We start from the raw sequence: 21,240 nt of genomic DNA, 5'->3' as shown, positions 1-21,240 counted from the left end.
TTCTAGCAGGCCTCGATGCCTGGGTGCAACCTGCTAAGCTGGTTCCATGCGCGTGGAGTTCCCCGAATTTCGGCTCGGCACCGTGCTGGCGACCAGCTTCACCGGCACTCTGTCGGAGCGTCATGGCGAGGCGGTGGAGCGCATTCCCACCCCGCGCCGGCTCGTCGACTGGCTGGCGGTGAGCGGCCTCGCCGTCGACTCCTGCACCGATGCCCAGCTCGAACTCGCCCGGGAGCTGAGGGAATCGATTCACGCCGCCGCGACCGCGGCGGCGATCCAGGGCCCCCTCCCCGCGGCGGCCGTCCGAGTCATCAATGACCGCAGCGCGCAGGGCCGGGCCGCGGCCGTGCTGACGCCCGAGGGCAAGCGGCGATGGCAGCTCGGCTCGGCTTCCTGTGTGGAAGACGCGCTCGGTGTGATCGCCGCCGACGCGATCGGCATCCTCGCCGGCGAACGGGACGGGAAGCTGGCCTTGTGCGCCTCTCCCAGCTGCCGAGCCGCCTTTTTCGACACCAGCCAGAGCCGCACCCGCAAATGGTGTGACATGGGCACTTGCGGGAATCGTCAGAAGAAAGCCCGCTTCATGGCCAACCAGCGAAAGAACTCACGATCGGCCGAGTGATCCTCACGAGAGGCCGAGCTGGTCGTCGAGGAGCCGGAAGACGTCGTCGTCGCTGGCCGCGTCGAAGTCGAATTCCGTGTCCCCGGCGTCCGTCGAGCCGGTCCGCAGCGCCGCCCACTTGGCCCGCAGGACCTCCAGGCGCCCTTCGATCTGCTTGAACAGCTGTTCGTCGACGGTCGCCGAGGCGAAGGCGGTTTCCAGCTGGTCGAGCGTCCCGATGAGCGAAGGGGATTCCGGGCCCGCCACCACGAGTTCACCGCGCAGGTGCTCGACGAGCCCGGCCGGGGTCGGGTAGTCGAACAGCAGCGTGGCCGGCAGGCGCAGGCCGGTGGCGGTGTTCATCCGGTTCCGGAACTCGACCGCGGTCAGCGAGTCGAAGCCCAGGTTCCGGAACTCCCGGTCCGGCTCGATCCCGGTGCCGTCGGCGTGCCCGAGCACCAGGGCGGCCTGGCCGCGGACGAGGTCGAGCAGCACCTCGTCGCGGGCGTCGTCGGCCAGTCCCCGCAGGCGGTCGACGAGGGTGTCCACGGTGATCTGGCCGGCCGCGGCGGAACGTCGTGACGGCGTCCGGATCAGCCCGCGCAGCAGGGCTGGGATCTCCCCCTGCGCCCGCAGCGCGGCGAGGTCGAGCCGGGCCGGCACCACGGCCGCCGCGCCCGTGCCCAGTGCCGCGTCGAAGAGGGCGACGCCTTCTTCCGGTGACAGCGCGGGCATTCCCGAGCGCCGCAGCCGCTCGAGGTCGGCCTCGCTCAGCGAGCCGGTCATCCCGGCCCCCTGGGCCCACGGGCCCCAGGCCAGCGACGCGCCCGCCAGTCCGTCGGCCTGGCGCCGGGCCGCCAGCGCGTCCAGGAACGCGTTGCCCGCGGCGTAATTGGCCTGGCCGGCCCCGCCGAAGGTGCCCGCGATCGAGGAGTACACGACGAACGCCGCCAGCGGGCTCTCCCGGGTCAGCTCGTGCAGGTGCCAGGCGGCGTCGGCCTTCGGCCGCAGGACTGCGGACAACCGTTGCGGCGTCAGGGATTCGACCACACCGTCGTCGAGCACCCCGGCGGTGTGCACCACCGCCGTCAGCCGGGGCACGGTGGACAGCAGCTCGGCCAGCGAAGCCCGATCGGAGACGTCGCAAGCCGCCACCGTCACCTCGGCGCCCTGTTCGGTCAGCTCCTCGACCAGCGTCCCGGCACCCGGGGCGGCGAGGCCGCTGCGGCTGACCAGCAGCAGGTGGCGGACCTCGCGCCCGGCCACCAGATGCCGGGCCAGCAGCGCGCCGAGCCCACCGGTGCCGCCGGTGATCAGCACGGTGCCTTCCGGGTCCCAGGCGGGGGCCTCCCCCGCGGTGGCCCGGGCCAGCCGTCCCGCGAGGACGGTTTCGTCCCGCACGACGACCTGCGGCTCGCCCGAGCCGAGCGCGGCCAGCAGCACGGGCCCCGGGACCGGGCCGGAGTCCAGCAGGCCGAACCGGTCCGGATGCTCCGACTGGGCCGAGCGCACCAGACCCCACACGGCCGCGGCCGCGACGTCGCCGCCGTCGACCGCGCCCTCGGTCACGAAGACCAGCCGCGAATCCGTGAACTTCTCCTCGGCGAGCCACTGCTGGACCAGGCCCAGCGCCCGCGACGACAGCTCGTGGGCCGAAGCGGGCACGTCGGCCGAGTCACCGCGGACCGGGACCAGGACGATCCCGGGCACCTCACCGTCCACAAGAGACGCCAGGTCCGCGGCAGCACGGACGTCGTGACCGCTCAGCGCTTCCACGAGCGCGGAGCCGTCCGCGCCGAGCACGGCGATCGAGCCGGGCACCACCGGCTCCGCGGCGAGGCCGACCCACTCCAGCTTGAACAGCGCGTCGTCCTCGGCGCCGCGCAGCTGGTCGGGGGCGACCGCGCGAACGAGCAGCGAATCCACGGAGACGACCGGCTGCCCGGACGTGTCGGCCAGCGCGATGGCCATCGATTCGTTCGAGGTGCGGGTCAGCCGCGCCCGCACCGCGGACGCACCGGAAGCGTGCAGCGAAACGCCCTCCCAGGAGAACGGCAGTCCCCCGCCCTCGCCTTCGCCGGTGGCGAGCATCGACGCGTGCAGCGTGGCGTCGAGCAGCGCCGGGTGCACGCCGAACGCCGCCGCACCGGACCCCACCGCCTCCGGCAGCACGATGTCGGCGAAGATCTCGTCGCCGCGCTGCCAGGCCGCGCGCAGGCCCTGGAACGCCGGACCGTAACCGAAACCGGCCTCGGCGAACTCCTCGTAACAGTTCTCCAGCGACAGCGCCTCGGCGTCGGCGGGCGGCCACACGCTCGCGTCGAACTCGGCCGTGTGGCCCGAGACGGCGAGCACACCGCTCGCGTTCTGCGTCCACGGTCGCTCGCCGTCGCCGTCGAGTCGCGAGTGGACGGTCAGCGGACGGCGGCCGGACTCGTCGGCGTCGCCGACCCACAGTTGCAGCTGTACCGCGCCCATCGCCGGCAGCACCAGCGGCGCGGCCAGGGTCAGCTCGTCGACACGGGCGCAGCCGACCTCGTCGGCCGCCCGCAGCGCCAGCTCGACGAACGCGGTGCCGGGCACCATCGGCGCACCCATCACCACGTGATCGGCGAACCACGGCTGGGTCCGCAGGGAGAGCCGGCTGGTGAACAGCATCCAGGCCGTCCCGGCGAGCTGGACGGCGGCGCCGAGCAGCGGGTGGCCGGTCGTGCCGAGCCCGGCGGCGGTGACGTCGCCACCGGAGAAGTCGGGGGCCGGCCAGAAGCGTTCGTGCTGGAAGGCGTAGGTCGGCAGGTCGACGCGCCGGGCGCCGGGCCAGAACGCGGAGAGGTCCGCTTCGGCGCCGTGGGCGTGCAGCCCGGCCAGCGCCGAGGCCAGCGAGCGCACCTCGGACCCGTCCTTGCGCAGCACCGGAAGGGCGACCTCGGTGCCGGCGAGGGTTTCCTGGGCCATCGCCGTGAGCACCGCGGCCGGTCCGAGTTCGAGGAACACCGTGACCCCGTTCCCGGCCAGCGCCCCGACCCCGTCGGCGAACCGCACGGCCTCGCGAACGTGGCGGACCCAGTAATCCGGGGTGCCCAGCTCTCCCGGCGCCGCGGGCCGGCCGGTCAGGTTCGAGATGACCGGCACCACGGGCTCGGCGAACGACACGCCTTCGAGCACCGTCCGGAAGCCCGCCAGCATCGGCTCCATCAACGGCGAGTGGAACGCGTGGCTGACCGGCAGGCGCTTGGTCCGCCGTCCTTCGCCCTCGAAGTGCCGCGCGAGCTCCTCGACCACCTCGGTCCGGCCGGACACCACCACCGACAGCGGCCCGTTGACCGCGGCGATCCCGGCTTCCTTCTCCCGGCCGTCCAACGCGGCGGCGACCTCGGCTTCGCCGGCCTGGAGCGAAATCATCGCGCCGGCGGCCGGGAGCTCCCGCATCAGGCGAGCCCGCGCGGCGACCACCGCACAGGCGTCCTCGAGAGTGAACACGCCCGCGGCGTACGCGGCGGTGAGTTCGCCGATCGAGTGGCCGCCGAACTGGTCGGCGGTGATGCCGAAGGACTCCACCAACCGGAACAGCGCGACTTCGACGGCGAAAAGCGCGGGCTGGGTCCAGCCTGTGTCGTCGAGTGCTTCGGCGTCCTCGCCCCAGATCACCTCACGCAACGGCCGGTCCAGGTGCCGGTCGAGTTCGCCGGTGACCGCGTCGAAGGCCTGGGCGAACACCGGGAACCGGTCATAGAGCTCACGGCCCATGCCGAGCCGCTGCGAACCCTGGCCCGAGAAGAGGAACGCGGTCTTCCCGCCGAGCACCGATCCTTCGATCAGCCCGGCGGCCGGTTCGCCGTCGGAAAGCGCGGTCAGGGCGCGCACGGTTTCGTCGTGGTCTCCGGCGAGCACCACCGCGCGGTGGTCGAAACGGGACCGGCCCTCGGCGAGCGAGAGCCCGACGTCGGCCGGGTGCAGACCGTCCATCCGGGACAGCAGGCGCCCGGCCTGGGCCCGCAGCGCCGCCGGGGTCCGGGCCGAGAGCACCCACGGCACCACGCCGGACGGAGCCGGGCCGGCGTCCACGATCATGGCGGGCGCGGCGGGCTGCTCGATGATCGTGTGGACGTTGGTGCCGCTGATGCCGAACGAGGAGATCCCGGCCCGGCGCGGACGATCGGTCTCCGGCCACGCGGCCGGCTCGGTGACCAGCTCGATGTCGCCCGCGGCCCAGTCGACCTCGCCCGACGGCGCGTCCACGTGCAGGGTCCGGGGCACCACGCCGTGCCGCATCGCCATGATCATCTTGATCACGCCCGCGACCCCGGCGGCGGCCTGGGTGTGGCCGATGTTGGACTTCACCGAGCCCAGCAGCAGCGGGGCCGCGCGGTCCTGGCCGTAGGTCGCCAGCAGGGCCTGGGCTTCGATCGGGTCGCCGAGGCTGGTGCCGGTGCCGTGCGCTTCGACCACGTCGACGTCCGAAGTGGACAGTCCGGCGCTCGCCAGCGCCTGGCGGATCACGCGCTGCTGCGAAGGGCCGTTCGGCGCGGTCAGCCCGTTCGAGGCCCCGTCCTGGTTCACCGCGGAGCCGCGGAACACCGCGAGGACTTCGTGACCGTGGCGCTCGGCGTCGGAAAGGCGCTCCAGCACCAGCATGCCGATGCCCTCGGCCCAGCCGACGCCGTCGGCCGCGTTCGCGAACGCCTTGCAGCGCCCGTCGGGCGACATGCCCTTCTGCCGGGAGAACTCGACGAAGGTGCCGGGCGTCGACATCACCGTCACACCGCCGGCGAGCGCGAGGGAGCACTCACCACTGCGCAACGCCTGCGCCGCCCAGTGCATGGCCACCAGCGAGGACGAGCACGCCGTGTCGATCGTGACCGCGGGGCCCTCCAGGCCGAGGGTGTAGGAAACCCGGCCCGAGGCGACGCTTCCCGCGCTGCCGTGGCCCTGGTAGCCCTCGTATTCGGCGGCCGAAAGCGTTGAGCTGTAGTCGTTGTACATGACTCCGGCGAACACCCCGGTCCGGCTGCCGCGCAGTGAAACCGGGTCGATCCCGGTGCGCTCGAGCGCCTCCCACGAGACCTCCAGCAGCAGGCGCTGCTGGGCGTCGGTGGTCATGGCCTCGCGGGGGCTCATCCCGAAGAACGCGGGATCGAACTGGCCCGCGTCGTGCAGGAAGCCGCCGGATCGGGTGTAGGAGGTGCCGTGGTGGTCGGGATCGGCGTGGTAGAGCGACTCCACGTCCCAGCCGCGGTCTTCCGGGAACCCGGAGATCGCGTCGACGCCGTCGGCGACCAGCTGCCAGAGGCCCTCCGGCGAGTCGACGCCGCCGGGGTAGCGGCAGCTCATGCCGACGATCACGATCGGGTCGCCCTCGACCGCCGCGAGTGCTGGTGGCTCGGCCGGGGCCTCGCCGCCGAACAACGCTTCGAGCAGGTGCTCGGCCAGCGCGCCCGGCGTCGGGTAGTCGAAGACGAGGGTGGCGGGCAGCTTGAGCCCCGCGCCGGTGTTCAGCCGGTTGCGGAGTTCGACCGCGGTCAGCGAGTCGAAGCCGAGGTCGCGGAAGGCGCGGCCCGGGTCGATCTCGCCGGCGCCGTCGTGGCCGAGCACCAGCGCGACCTGCGTCCGGACCAGCTCCAGCAGGTCGGCCCGCCGTTCGGCTTCGGTGAGCCCCGACAGGCGCCGGATGAGCCCGGCCGTGGTGGCCGAACCGGCCGGACGGCGGGCGGCCCGGATCAGGCCGCGCAGCAGGGCCGGGATCTCGTCCTGGGCGCGCAGCACCGGGAGGTCGAGGCGGACCGGGAGGACAAGCGGCCCGCCGGCGGCGAGCGCCGCGTCGAACAGCTCGACCCCGCGTTCGGCCGGCAGCGGCGGGATGCCGGAGCGGGCCATGCGCTCCAGGTCGGCGGCGCTCAGCTCGCCGGTCATGCCGCCGGTCCGGGCCCACGGTCCCCACGCGAGCGACACCCCCGGCAGGCCTTCGGCGTTCCTGCGCCGCATCAGCGCGTCGAGGAAAGCGTTGCCGGCGGCGTAGTTTCCCTGCCCGGCGCTGCCGAACACCCCGGCGATCGAGGAGAACACCACAAACGCCGACAGCGGGAGGTCCCGGGTCAGCTCGTGCAGGTTCCACCCGGCGTCGACCTTCGGCCGCAGGACGGTGTCCATCCGCTCGGGCGTGAGCGAGCCGATCACCCCGTCGTCGAGGACGCCGGCGGTGTGGACGACCGCCACCAGCGGATGGTCACCGGGGATCGCCGCGAGGGTGTCCGCCAGTGCCGCGCGATCCGAGACGTCGCAGGCCTCGACGCGCACGTCCGCACCGAGATCGGTGAGTTCCGCGGCCAGCTCGGCCGCCCCCGTGGCCGCCGGGCCGCGCCGGCTCAGCACCAGCAGGTGCCGTACGCCTCGTTCGGCGACGAGATGCCGGGCGAGGACGGCGCCGAGGCCGCCGGTGCCGCCGGTCAGCAGCACGGTGCCCTCGCTGTCCCAGCGGTCGGCCGTGCCGGCGGCGACGCGGACGAGGCGTCCCGCGAGCAGTGTTCCGTCACGCACCAGGAGCTGGGGTTCCTCGGCACACAGCGCCGCCGCCAGCAGGCCGGACGGCTCCTCGTCGAGGTCGACCAGCCCGAACCGGCCCGGGTTCTCCGACTGGGCCGAGCGGACGAGGCCCTGTACCGCGGCCGCGGTGACGTCTTCGCCGGAGTTCGCGCCCCGGCTGACGAAAACGAGCCGCGATCCGGCGAACCGCTCCTGGGCGAGCCACTCCTGCAGCAGCGCCAGGGCCCAGGCACTCGTCGTGTGCACCGACTCGGGGACCTCGCCGGGCGTGCCCGCCAGTGCCACCAGCACCGGCCCGGCCGGTGAGCCGACCGAAGCCAGATCGGCGTGGCACTCCACGTCTGCTCCGGCGGCCTGAAGGGCGTCCGCGAGCCCGAGGGAATCGGGGCCGAGCACGATCGGGGTGCCGAGGCCCGCCGCGTCCGCCTGCACCGGAACCCAGTCGAGGCCGAACAGCGAGTCACGATCGGTGCTGCTGAGCTGGTCGGCGGACACGGCGCGGACACGCAGCGCGCCGACCGACGCCACGGGCGCACCCGATCGGTCGGTCGCGGCGATCGTCATCGCGCCCTCGGCGTCCCAGCCGAGTTTGACGCGGAGTTCCTTGGCGCCCTTGGCATGCAGCGACACGTCGGTCCACGAGAAGGGCACCGACCGCCGGTCGTCGGCCGCCCGGCCGTCGAAGGCACCGGCGTGCAGGCTCGCGTCGAGCAACGCCGGATGCAGGCCGAACGCTTCGGCCCCGGAGCCTTCGGGCAGGGCCACTTCGGCGAACACCTCTCCGCCTGAGCGCCAGACCGCCCGCAGGCCTTGGAACATCGGGCCGTACTCGAAACCGTCCGCGGCGCGCTGCTCGTAGAAGTCCGCCAGTTCGACCGGTTCCGCCCCGGCGGGCGGCCACACCCCGGTGCCGGGCTCCGCGTGGTACTCGCCGACGGCCAGCGCCCCGGTGGCGTGGCAGGTCCACGGCCCGTCTTCCTCGCCCTCGTGTCGCGAGTAGACGGTCACCGCGCGCCGGCCCGACTCCTCCGGCTCCGCGACCGCGACCTGCAGCTGCACGCTGCCCTGCTCGGGCAGGACCAGCGGGGCCGCGAGCGTCAGCTCCTCGACCCGGTCGCAGCCGACCTCCTCGCCCGCGCGGATCGCCAGCTCCAGCAGCGCCGTGCCGGGCAGGAGCACCGAGCCGAGCACAACGTGGCCGGCCAGCCACGGCTGCGTCCGGGTGGACAGGAGGCCGGAGAACAACAGGGCGTCCGAACCCGCAACCCGCACGGCCGCGCCGAGCAACGGGTGGGCCGGCGCACCAAGCCCGGCGGCCCGGACGTCACCGATCGGTTTTCCCGCCCCGGACGGCCAGAAACGCCGGCGCTGGAAGGCATAGGTGGGCAGATCGACCCGCCGCGCCCCCGGGAACAACGAGCCCCAATCCACGCCGACCCCGTGCACATGCAGCCGCGCCAACCCGCTCAGCGCACTGAGTTCCTCCGGACGATCCTTACGCAGCAACGGAACCACCACCGCGCCTTCGGGCGCCGACAGCTGAGCCATCGCCGACAACACCCCATCCGGACCCAACTCGACGAACTTGGTAACCCCCTCATCCACCAGTGTCTGGACACCATCGGCGAACCGCACCGGCTCACGCACCTGCCGCACCCAATACTCCGGGGACTCCCACTCCACCGCTTTACCGGTCACAGCCGAAATCCGCGCGACACTGAACGAAAGCCCCTCCACCACCGTGCGGAACTCAGCCAACATCGGATCCATCAACGGCGAATGAAACGCATGACTCACCTTCAACCGCGACGACTTACGACCCTCAAACCGAGCCACCAACACGGCGACCTCAGCCTCGACCCCCGACACCACCACCGACTCCGGACCATTGATCGCCGCGATCGACACACCACCGCTCAACAGCGGCCGGACTTCATCCTCAGTGGCCTGAATCGCCACCATCGCACCACCAGCAGGCAACTCGCCCATCAACCGTGCGCGAGCCGACACCAACGTGCAAGCATCCACAAGCGACAGAACACCCGCGACATGCGCCGCCGCGACCTCACCAATCGAATGACCCACCACAAAATCAGGCCGAACACCCCACGACTCCACCAGACGGAACAACGCCACCTCAACCGCAAACAACGCAGGCTGCGCTGATGCCGTCTCATTCAACACCGAAGCGTCCTCACCCCACATAACCTCCCGCACCGAACCATCCAGCAACTCGGCGACAGCATCAAACGCCTCCGCGAACACAGCAAACCGCGCATACAACTCCCGGCCCATACCAAGCCGCTGCGAACCCTGACCGGAGAACAGGAACGCCGTCCGGCCCGCCAGGATCGAGCCTTCGATCACGGAAGCATCCGGCTCCCCCGCGGCCAGCGCGGCAAGACCCTGCCTCGAGTCCGGGGACACCAGGACTACCGCGCGGTGATCGAACGCCGACCGGCTGGTGGCCAGCGAGAAACCGACGTCAGCCGACGATTCGCCGAGGCCGGACTCGCTCAGCCGCGCCGCCTGGGCGCGCAGGGCGTCCGGGGTCTTGCCCGACAGGACCCACGGGACCACAGCCGGTTCGGCGGCCGGCTCGGGCGCGGGGGCCGGCGGGGCCTGTTCGAGGATGGCGTGGACGTTGGTGCCGCTGATGCCGAACGCCGAGACCCCGGCGCGGCGCGGGCGGCCGGTCTCCGGCCACGGGATCTGCTCGGCCAGCAGCGTCACGTCGCCGCTCTCCCAGTCCACGTTGGACGAAGGCGTCCCCGCGTGCAGGGTTTTCGGCAGCACGCCGTGCCGCAGGGCCATGACCATCTTGATCACCCCGGCGACGCCGGCCGCGGCCTGGGTGTGGCCGATGTTCGACTTCAGCGAGCCCAGCAGCAGCGGGATCTCCCGGTCTTGGCCGTAGGTGGCCAGGACCGCCTGCGCCTCGATCGGGTCGCCGAGGGTGGTGCCGGTGCCGTGGGCCTCGACCACATCGACGTCCGAAGTGGACAGTCCGCCGCTCGCCAGCGCCTGGCGGATCACACGCTGCTGCGACGGGCCGTTCGGCGCCGTCAAGCCGTTCGACGCCCCGTCCTGGTTGATCGCGGAGCCGCGGAGCACCGCGAGGATTTCGTGGCCGTTGCGCCGCGCGTCGGAAAGCCGCTCGAGGACGACCATGCCCGCGCCTTCCGACCAGCCGACGCCGTCCGCGTCGTCCGAAAAGGACTTGCAGCGGCCGTCGGCGGACAGCCCGCGCTGGCGGGAGAACTCGACGAATGTGCCCGGGGTGGACATGACCGTGACCCCGCCGGCGAGCGCCAGCGCGCACTCACCGGACCGCAGGGCCTGCGCGGCCAGGTGCAGTCCGACCAGCGAGGACGAGCACGCCGTGTCCACGGTGACGGCGGGGCCCTCGAAGCCGAAGGTGTAGGAAACCCGGCCCGAAGCGACGCTGCCCGCGCTGCCGCTGCCCTGGTAGCCCTCGAATTCCGCGCCGTCGAGCAGGGAGCTGTAGTCGTTGTACATGATTCCGGCGAAGACCCCGGTCTGGCTGCCGCGCAGCGACCTCGGGTCGATGCCGGCGCGTTCCAGTGCCTCCCACGAGGTTTCCAGCAGCAGCCGCTGCTGGGAGTCGGTGGTCAGGGCCTCACGGGGGCTCATCCCGAAGAAACCGGGGTCGAAGTCGGCCGCGTCGTGCAGGAACCCGCCCGACCGCGTGTACGAGGTGCCGAGATGGTCCGGATCGGCGTGGTACAGGGTGTCGAGGTCCCAGCCGCGGTCTTCCGGGAACGCCGAGATCGCGTCCGCCCCGCCGGCGACGAGCCGCCACAGGCTTTCCGGCGAGTCCACGCCGCCCGGGTAGCGGCAGCCCATGCCGACGATCACGATCGGATCGTCGGCGACCGGCGGGAGGGCCCGCAGGGGCACGGCCGTCTCGGCGGCCGAGCCGACGAGCTGGTCCAGCAGGTGCGCGGCCAGCGCGGCGGCCGTCGGGTAGTCGAAGACCAGCGTGGCCGGCAGCCGCAGCCCGGTGGCGGCGTTGAGCTTGTTGCGCAGTTCGACCGCGGTCAGCGAGTCGAAGCCGAGGTCGGTGAACGCCCGTTCCGGATCGATCTCCGCGACCCCGGCGTGCCCGAGCACCATCGCGACCTGGGTGCGCACGAGGTCGAGCAGAGCCTCGGCCTGCTCCTCGGCGCCGAGCCCGGCCAGGCCGTGCGCGAGGGCCGAACCCGCGCCGGCCGCGGCCGTCCGGCGGGTCGAGCCGCGGATCAGGCCACGCAGCAGCTCCGGGATTTCGCCCTGGGCCCGCAGCGCGCCGAAGTCGAGCCGGGCCGGCACGACGACGGCTTCCTCGCCGCTCAGCCCGGCGTCGAACAGCGCCATGCCCTGCTCGACGGTCAGCGGCGGCATCCCGGAGCGCGCGATGCGGTCCAGCTCGGCCTGGGTGAGGTCGCCGGTCATTCCACCGGTGCGGGTCCACGGGCCCCAGGCCAGCGACACCGCGGGCAGGCCGAGACTGTGCCGATGCCGGGCCAGCGCGTCGAGGAACGCGTTCCCGGCCGCGTAGTTGCCCTGGCCGGCGGAGCCGAACGTCGCGGCGGCCGAGGAGTAGGTGACGAACGCGGTGAGCCCGTTGTCGCGGGTGAGTTCGTGCAGGTTCCACGCCGCGTCCACTTTGGACCTCAGGACGGCGTCGAGGCGTTCCGGCGTCAGGGAATCGATCAACCCGTCGTCGAGGACTCCGGCGGTGTGCACGACCGCCGAAACCGGGTGGCGGGCCAGCAGGTCCGCGAGCGCTTCGCGATCGGACACGTCGCAGGCGGCCAGCCGGGCGTCGGCGCCCAGCGTGGCGAGTTCGGCGACCAGCTCCGCCGCGCCCTCGGCCGCCCCGCCCCGGCGGCTGACCAGCAGGAGGTTCCGGACGCCGTGCTCGCCGGCCAGGTGCCGCGCCAGCACGCGGCCGAGGCCGCCCGTGCCCCCGGTGATCAGGACCGGGCCGTCGGGGTCCCAGGTGCGCCGCGGCTCGGCGACGGACGCGCGGTCGAGGCGCGCGGCGAAAATCTCGCCGCCGCGGATCGCCAGCTCCGGCTCGGCCGAGGCCAGCGCCTGGGGCAGCGCTGCCATCGAGGCTGGGTCCTGGTCCAGGTCGACCAGGCCGAAACGGCCGGGGTTCTCGGTCTGGGCCGACCGGACGAGCCCGGCCGCGGCGGCTCCGGCCAGATCGTCGCCGGTGGTCGCGCCCTTGGTCACGAAGACGAGGCGGGAGTCCTCGCTCAGCCACTGCTGGAGGTGCCCGAGCACGGCGGCGGTCACGGAATGGGCCGCCGCGGCCGGGTCCGAGCGGTCGCCGATCACCGGGTACAGCACCACCGGCGCGGAGTCCTCGCCCACCTGCACGCCCGCCGACCGCAAGGCGTCTTCGAGCCCGAGGGTCTCGGCGCCGAGGACCGACACCGACTCGGCGACCGTGGCCGGCCCCGCCGCGGTGACCCAGCCGGGCCGGAACAGGGCGTCGGCGGTGGTGGCCAGCCGGTCGCCGGGCACTGCGCGGACGGCCAGTGCCTCGATGGTGGCAACCGGGCCGCCGGTGGTGTCCGTGAGCGTGATCGACACCGTGTTGGTGCCGGTGCGCACGAGCCGAACCCGCACCGAGGACGCGCCGGTGGCGTGCAGGGAGACGCCCGCCCAGGAGAACGGCAGCGCGCCGGCCTCGATGTCCAGCCCGGCCTGGGAAATCGCGTGCAACGCCGCGTCGAGCAGCGCCGGGTGCAGGCCGAATTCGGTGGCAGTGTCGTCCTCGGGGAGGCTCACCTCGGCGAAGGCCTCCTCGCCGCGGCGCCAGACCGCCCGCAAGCCCTGGAAGATCGGGCCGTACGCGAAGCCGCCCTCGGCGAACCGTTCGTAGCAATCGGAAACGTCGACGGCGACGGCGTCTTCCGGCGGCCAGGCGGTCGCGTCGAAGCCGAAGTCCGGCAGTGCGGTTTCGGCCAGGAGCCCGGCCGCGTTCTGCGTCCACGGACCGCTGCTGCCGGCCCGCGAGTGGACGGCCACCCGGCGGAACCCGGCATCGTCGGGCGCGGCGACCGAGAGCTGCACCTGGAGGGCCCCCTGTTCGGGCAGGACCATCGGCGCGGCCAGGGTCAGGTCCTCGATCCGCCCGTAGCCGACCTCGTCGCCGGCGCGGATCGCCAACTCCAGCAACGCGGTCCCGGGCACGAGGACACGGCCGTGCACCGAGTGGTCCGCGAGCCACGGATGCGTGCGGACGGACAGGACGCTGGTGAACAGCAGCCCGTCGTCGCCGGCGAGTTCGACGGAGCCGGTAAGCAGCGGATGACCGGGAGCGGTGAGCCCGAACGCGGCCGCGTCGCCCTCCGGGAGGGTGTCCGGCCAGAACCAGCTGCGCTGGAAGGCGTAGGTGGGCAGATCGACCCGCCGCGCCCCCGGGAACAACGAGCCCCAATCCACGCCGACCCCGTGAACATGCAACCGCGCCAACCCGCTCAGCGCACTGAGTTCCTCCGGACGATCCTTACGCAGCAACGGAACCACCACCGCGCCTTCGGGCGCCGACAGCTGAGCCATCGCCGACAACACCCCATCCGGACCCAACTCGACGAACTTGGTAACCCCCTCACCCACCAGCATCTGGACACCATCAGCGAACCGCACCGGCTCACGCACCTGCCGAACCCAATACTCCGGCGACCCCCACTCAGCCGCTTGACCGGTCACCGTCGACACCGCCGAAATCCGCGGAGCAGCGAACGACAACTCCGTCACCACAGCGCGGAACTCGTCGAGCATCGGATCCATCAACGGCGAATGGAACGCATGACTCACCTGCAACCGCGACGACTTCCGACCCTCAAACCCAGCCACCAACACGGCGACCTCAGCCTCGACCCCGGACACCACCACCGACTCCGGACCATTGATCGCCGCGATCGACACACCACCGCTCAACAGCGGCCGGACTTCATCCTCAGTGGCCTGAATCGCCACCATCGCACCACCAGCAGGCAACTCGCCCATCAACCGTGCGCGAGCCGACACCAACGTGCAAGCATCCACAAGCGACAGAACCCCCGCGACATGCGCCGCCGCGACCTCACCAATCGAATGACCCGCCACAAAATCCGGCCGAACACCCCACGACTCCACCAGACGGAACAACGCGACCTCAACCGCAAACAACGCAGGCTGCGCTGATGCCGTCTCATTCAACACCGAGGCATCTTCGCCCCACATGACCTCCAGCACCGAACCATCCAGCAACTCGGCGACAGCATCAAACGCCTCCGCGAACACAGCAAACCGCGCATACAACTCCCGGCCCATACCAAGCCGCTGCGAACCCTGACCCGAGAACAAGAACGCCACCTTGCCCGGAAGCACCGAACCCTCGATCGCCTCGGCGCCGGTCAGCGTCACGGACCGGTGGGCGAACGCCGAACGCGTGGTGGCCAGCGAGAAGGCGACATCCGAAGGCGCCAGCTCGGGATGCGACTCCAGGTGCGAAGCCAGCCGTCCGGCCTGGGCGGCGAGTGCCTCCGGCGTTTTGCCGGCGAGCAGGTACGGGACCAGACCGGGGTGCTCCGGACGTTCGGGCTCGGCGACGCGCGGCGCCTGTTCGAGGATGACGTGGGCGTTGGTGCCACTGATCCCGAACGACGACACCGCCGCACGCCGCGGGCCACCGGTCTCCGGCCACGGGGTGCGCTCGGTGAGCAGCTCGACGGCTCCGGCCTCCCAGTCCACATGCGACGAACGCGAGCCGGCATGCAAGGTCTTCGGCAGCACGCCGTGGCGCATCGCCATGACCATCTTGATCACCCCGGCCACCCCGGCCGCGGCCTGGGTGTGCCCGAGGTTCGACTTCACCGACCCCAGCAGCAGCGGCGTCTCCCGGTCCTGGCCGTAGGTCGCCAGCAGGGCCTGCGCCTCGATCGGGTCACCCAGAGTCGTGCCGGTGCCGTGGGCCTCCACTGCGTCGACGTCCGAAGTGGACATACCCGCGGCGGCCAGCGCCTGGCGGATCACCCGCTGCTGCGACGGGCCGTTCGGCGCCGTCAAGCCGTTCGACGCCCCGTCCTGGTTCACCGCGGAGCCGCGGAGCACGGCAAGAATCTCGTGACCGTTGCGCTGCGCGTCGGAAAGGCGCTCCAGCACGACCACGCCCGCGCCCTCGGCCCAGCCGACCCCGTCCGCGTCGTCCGAAAAGGACTTGCAGCGGCCATCGACGGCCAGGCCGCGCTGGCGGGAGAACTCCACGAAGACGTCCGGATTGGACAGCACGGTCGCGCCGCCGGCCAGCGCGAGTGAGCACTCCCCGCCGCGCAGCGCCTGCGCCGCCCAATGCATCGCGACGAGCGAGGACGAGCAAGCCGTGTCGACGGTGACCGCCGGGCCTTCAAGCCCGAGGGTGTAGGAAACCCGGCCGGACGCCACGCTCGGCGCACTGCCGTTGCCGCGGAACCCCTCGAACTCCTTGCCCGACAGCAGATGGCCGTAGTCGCTGTACATGATTCCGGCGAACACGCCGGTCCGGCTGCCGCGCAGGGACATCGGGTCGATCCCGGCGCGTTCGATCGCCTCCCACGACGCCTCCAGCAGCAGCCGCTGCTGTGAATCCGTCGCGAGCGCTTCGCGCGGGCTCAAGCCGAAGAAGCCGGCGTCGAACGCGCCCGCGTCGTGCAGGAATCCGCCCGAGCGCGTGTAGGACGTGCCGAAGTGGTCGAGATCCGGGTGATAGAGCGCGGCGGTGTCCCAGCCGCGGTTTTCCGGGAACGCCGAAATCGCGTCGCCGCCGCTCTCGACGAGCCGCCACAGGTCTTCCGGTGAACTCACGTCGCCGGGGTAACGGCAGGCCATCCCGACGATGGCGATGGGATCGTCGTCCACCGGCTCGAGCGCCGCGGCGGGGACGCCGGCATCGCTCGTGCCGAGCAGCTCTTCGAGCAGGTAGTCGGCCAGCGCGCCCGGCGTGGGGTAGTCGAACACCAGCGTCGCGGGCAGCCGCACGTCGGCAGCGCCGCTGAGCCGGTTGCGCAGGTCGACGGCGGTGAGCGAGTCGAACCCGAGGTCCTGGAACGACCGGGCGGCGTCGATCGAGCCGGCCCCGGCGTGCCCCAGCACCAGGGCGACCCGGCTGAGCACGACGTCGAGCAGGACTTCACGCCGGTCCGCGGGCGCCAGCGCGGCCAGCTGCCGGGCCAGGCCGCCGCCGCTGCCGGTCCTGGCCGCCACCGCGCGACGGCGCCGGGCCGGCACGAGCCCGCGCAGCAGCTCGGGGACGTCGCCTTGGGCGCCGAGCACCGGCAGGTCCAGCTTCGCCGGCAGCACCACGGCTTCGGGGCTCGTGATCGCGGCGTCGAACAGGGCGACACCCTGCTCGGGGGCCAGCGGCGGCACGCCGGAGCTGATCATGCGCTCGATGTCGGCGCCGGTCAGGCCGCCGGTCATCCCGGCGTCCTGGGTCCAGGGCCCCCACTGCAGCGAGGTCCCGGGCAGGCCGAGGGCCTGGCGGTGCTGCGCGAGCGCGTCGAGGAAGGCGTTGCCCGCCGCGTAGTTGCCCTGGCCGGCGGCGCCGAACGGGCTCGCCACCGAGGAGAACAGGACAAACGCCGAGAGCTCGCCCGCCAGTTCGTGCAGGTTCCAGGCCGCGTCCACCTTGGGCCGCAGCACCGTCTCGACCTGGTGCGGCGTCAGGGAAGCGACGGTTCCGTCGTCGAGGACGCCCGCGGCGTGCACGACCGCGGTGACGGGGTGGGCGGCGAGCAATTCCGCCAGCGCGTCCCGATCGGCGAGGTCGCAGGCGGCGATGGTGACTTCGGCGCCCTGCCCGGTGAGCTCGTCGCGGAGCTGGGGCGCGCCCTCGGCGCTCAGCCCGCGCCGCCCGGCGAGCACGAGCTTGCGGACGCCGCGGGAAACCAGGTGCCGGGCGAGGATGCTGCCGAGACCGCCGGTGCCGCCGGTGATCAGCACGGTGCTGTCGCTGTCCCACCCGGCGGTGTCCGGCGGTGCCGGGAGCCGCTCCAGCCGGGCGGCGAGCACCTCTCCACAGTGGACGCGCAGGCTCGGCTCGGCGGAGGCCACCGCCTGCGGCAACGCGCTCGCGGACGCCGCGTCGGCGTCGAGGTCGATCAGGCCGAACCGGCCCGGGTGCTCGGTCTGGGCGGACCGCACGAGGCCCCAGACCGCGGCGGCGGCGAGATTCTCGCCGGTGGTCACCCCGCGCGCGACGAACACGAGCCGGGAGCCGGCGAACCGCTCTTCGGCCAGCCATTGCTGTAGCCGTTCCAGCTCACCGACGACCGCCGCGGGGACGGCTTCGACCGGCGCCGAGGCCACCGTGACCAGCACGACGTCCGGCACCTCACCGCTCAAGAGAGCAGCCAGATCCTCCTGCGGCACAACGAAATCGCCGAGTCCCAGCTCGTCGGCGCCGAGCAGCGCCACCGACGCGGCGGTCACCCCGGCGGGCGGCACCGGGACCCATCCGGTCCGGAAGAGCGAGTCGCGGTGCGGGTCGGCCCCCTGCTCCTGCGGGATGCCCCGGAAGACCAGTGAATCGACCGAAGCGATCGGCTCGCCGGTGGCGTCCACCACGGTCAGTGAGACCGCGTCCTCGCCGGCGGGCCGCAGCCGGACCCGCGCCGAGGCCGCACCAGAGGCGTGCAGTGAAACGCCCTCCCACGAGAACGGCATGCCGCTGCGGCCGTCTTCACCGCGCTCGGCGAGGGCGGCGGCCTGAAGCGCCGAGTCGAGCAACGCCGGGTGCAGGCCGAACGCCTCGGCGTCCCCGATGTGGTCCGGCAGCTCGACTTCGGCGAAGACGTCCTCGCCGAGGCGCCACACCGCGCGCACCCCTTGGAACGCCGGGCCGTACTCGAAACCGCCCTCGGCGAACCAGTCGTAGGCCCCGCCGAGGTCGACCGGTGTCGCCCCTTCGGGCGGCCAGGCCGTGGTATCGAACCGCTCCCCCGCGAGGCTTTCTTCGGACAGCACACCGGTCGCGTGCCGTTCCCAGGATTCTTCGGACGAGCCTTCGGGCCGCGAGTGGATCGTGAACGTCCGGCGGCCGGACTCCCCCGCGGCGCTCACCCGCAGCTGGACCTGGACCCCGCCCTGCTCCGGCAGAACCAGCGGCGCGGCGAGCGTCAGGTCTTCGAGCCGACCGCAGCCGGCCTCGTCGCCGGCGCGGATCGCCAGCTCGACGAAGGCCGTGCCCGGCAGCAGCACCCGGCCCCGCACCACGTGATCGGCCAGCCACGGGTGAGAGCCCGGGGAAAGCCGGCTGGTCAGCACCACCCCGTCGGCGCCGGCCAGCACGACGGCCGCGCCCAGCAGCGGATGCCCGGCCGCGTCGAGACCGGCCGCGGTGACGTCCCCGGGCCCGCCGGCCAGGGTGTCCGGCCAGAAGTGCTCGTGCTGGAAGGCGTACGTCGGCAGATCCACGCGGCGCCCACCGGCGAAGAAGCCGCTCCAGTCCACGGTTATGCCCCGGACGTGCAGCTGCGCCAGCGCGCCGGCCGCGGTCTGCTCCTCGGGCCGGTCCCGGCGCAGGACCGGGATCGCGGCCGGGGCTTCGGATTCGCGTGCCATCGCCGACAGCACGCCGTCCGGCCCCAGCTCCACGAACGTCCGGACGCCTTCGGCGGTGAGCGCCCGGATGCCGTCGGCGAACCGGACGGTTTCCCGGACGTGGCGGACCCAGTAGTCCGGCGAGCCGAGTTCACCGGCGGCCGCCGGCTGACCGGTCAGGTTCGAGACGACCGGAATTTCCGGATTCTCAAAGGAGATCTCCGTGACGACCGCGCGGAACTCCTCCAGCATCCCGTCCATCAGCGGAGAGTGGAACGCGTGCGACACCCGCAGGCGGGAGGCCTTGCGGCCCTGGTCCGCGAACCGGTCCGCGATCGCGGAGACCGCGGCTTCGGCGCCGGAGACGACCACCGATTCAGGGCCGTTGATCGCGGCGATCGAGACGCTCGCGTCGAGCAGGGGGGACACCTCGCTCTCGGTCGCCTGGATCGCGACCATGGCGCCGGACGCGGGCAGCGCCTGCATCAGCCGGGCCCGCGCGGCGACGAGCTTGGCCGCGTCCCCGAGCGTGAAAACGCCGGCCACGTGCGCGGCCGCGACCTCGCCGATCGAATGGCCCGCGAGGAAGTCCGGGGTGACGCCCCAGGAGGTCACCAACCGGTGGAGCGCGACCTCGACCGCGAACAATGCCGGTTGCGTCCAGCCGGTTTCGTCGAGGATCCCGGCGTCCGCGCCCCAGACGACCTCCGTCAGCGGACGGTCCAGCAGCGGGTCGAGTTCCGCGGCCACCGCGTCGAAGGCCCCGGCGAAGACCGGGAACCGCTCGTGGAGCTCGCGACCCATGCCGAGGCGCTGCGAACCCTGGCCGGAGAACAGGAACGCGGTCCTGCCGCCGGCCACCGAACCCTCGGCAAGCCCGACGTCCGGCTCGCCGGTCGCCAGCGCCGACAGGCCGCGCAGGGCGCTCTCGCGGTCGCCGGCCGTGATCACCGCCCGGTGGGAGAACGGGGAACGGCCCGCCAGCGAGACGGCGATGTCGGCGGCGGGCAGGTCCGGGCGCGTCGTCAGGTGCGAGAGCAGCCGCTCGGCCTGAGCCTGAAGTGCCTCCGGGGTTTTCGCCGACAGGAGCCACGGCACCAGGCCGGTGACGGCCGGGGCCGGCGCGGACTCGGCTTCCGGGGCCTGCTCGAGAATCACGTGCGCGTTGGTCCCGCTGATGCCGAACGCGGAGACCGCCGCGCGGCGCGGACGGCCGGCCTCGGGCCACGGCCGCTGCTCGGTCGCGAGCTCCACCGAGCCCGCCGTCCAGTCGACGCTGGTCGTGGGCGTCTCGGCGTGCAGCGTCTTCGGCACCACCGCTTCCCGCAGCGAGAGCACCATCTTGATCACCCCGGCCACCCCGGCCGCGGCCTGGGCGTGCCCGAGGTTCGACTTCACCGAGCCGAACAGCAGCGGGTTCTCCCGGTCCTGCCCGTAGGTCGCGAGCAGCGCCTGGGCCTCGATCGGGTCACCCAGGCTCGTGCCGGTGCCGTGCGCCTCCACGACGTCGATCTGGTCGGGGGTCAGGCGGGCGTTCTCCAGCGCCGCACGGATGACCCGCTGCTGCGACGGCCCGTGCGGCGCGGTCAGCCCGCTGCTCGCGCCGTCCTGGTTGACCGCGGAGCCGCGCACGACGGCGAGCACCCGGTGGCCCTGGCGCCGCGCCTCGGAAAGCCGCTCCAGCAGGACGACGCCCACGCCTTCGCCCCAGGCCATCCCGTCGGCGCCCTCGGCGAAAGCCTTGCACCGCCCGTCACGCGACATGCCCCGCTGACGCGCGAACTCGACGAACGCGCTCGGGGTCGCCATCACCGTCGCCCCGCCGACCAGCGCCATCGAGCATTCGCCGCCGCGCAGGGCCTGCTCCGCCCAGTGCAGCGCCACCAGGGAGGACGAGCAAGCGGTGTTGACCGTGACGGCCGGCCCTTCGAGGCCGAGGAAGTAGGAGATCCGGCCGGACAGCACGGCGGCCGCGGTGCCGGTCAGCAAATGTCCCTCGGCGGTCTCCGGCAGCTCGGCGGCCGCGCCGTAGGTCGATTCGACCGCGCCGACGAACGTGCCGACATCGCTGCCACGCAAGGAAAGCGGATCGATCCCCGCGTGCTCGATCGCCTCCCAGGCCACCTCGAGCAGCAGCCGCTGCTGCGGGTCCATCGCCAGCGCCTCGCGGGGCGAGATCCCGAAGAACCCGGGGTCGAACGCCGCCGCGTCGTGCAGGAAGCCACCCTCCACGACGTAGGTCTTGCCGGGCCGGTCCGGGTCCGGGTCGTAGATCGCGGCCGCGTCCCAGCCGCGGTCGGCCGGGAACCCGGAGATCGCGTCGCCGCCGTCGAGCAGCAGCTGCCACAGCTGGTCCGGAGAGTTCGCTCCCCCGGCGTAACGGCAGCCCATGCCGACGATCGCGATCGGCTCGGTGTGCTTCGCCTCGACCGCGCCCAGGCGCTGCCGCGTCTGCCTCAGGTCGGTGGTGACCAGCTTGAGGTAGTCGCGGAGCTTGTCTTCGTTGCTCGTCATGCGGG

2 protein-coding genes are annotated in these 21,240 nt (G+C 72.7%); one reads left to right on the top strand and one right to left on the bottom strand.

Going from position 1 to position 21,240, the window contains the following annotated elements; all coding sequences use genetic code 11:
* The first annotated feature begins 46 nt into the window (after positions 1 to 46).
* Positions 47 to 622, top strand: coding sequence for a CGNR zinc finger domain-containing protein (locus tag BMY97_RS04980; RefSeq protein ID WP_091613194.1), 576 nt, complete (start codon positions 47 to 49; stop codon positions 620 to 622).
* 3 nt (positions 623 to 625) lie between these two features.
* On the opposite strand, the gene BMY97_RS04975 is transcribed toward BMY97_RS04980, so the two are convergent.
* The gene (locus tag BMY97_RS04975) at positions 626 to 21,235 is read right to left on the bottom strand and encodes a type I polyketide synthase (protein WP_091613192.1); all 20,610 of its coding nucleotides are present in this window, start codon (positions 21,233 to 21,235) and stop codon (positions 626 to 628) included.
* Between the last annotated feature and the right edge of the window lie 5 nt (positions 21,236 to 21,240).

Source organism: Amycolatopsis saalfeldensis (genome assembly GCF_900110575.1).
Taxonomy (GTDB): Bacteria; Actinomycetota; Actinomycetes; order Mycobacteriales; family Pseudonocardiaceae; genus Amycolatopsis; species Amycolatopsis saalfeldensis.
Note: the sequence above shows the minus strand (reverse complement) of the source record. Positions and strands in the feature narration are given on the sequence as shown.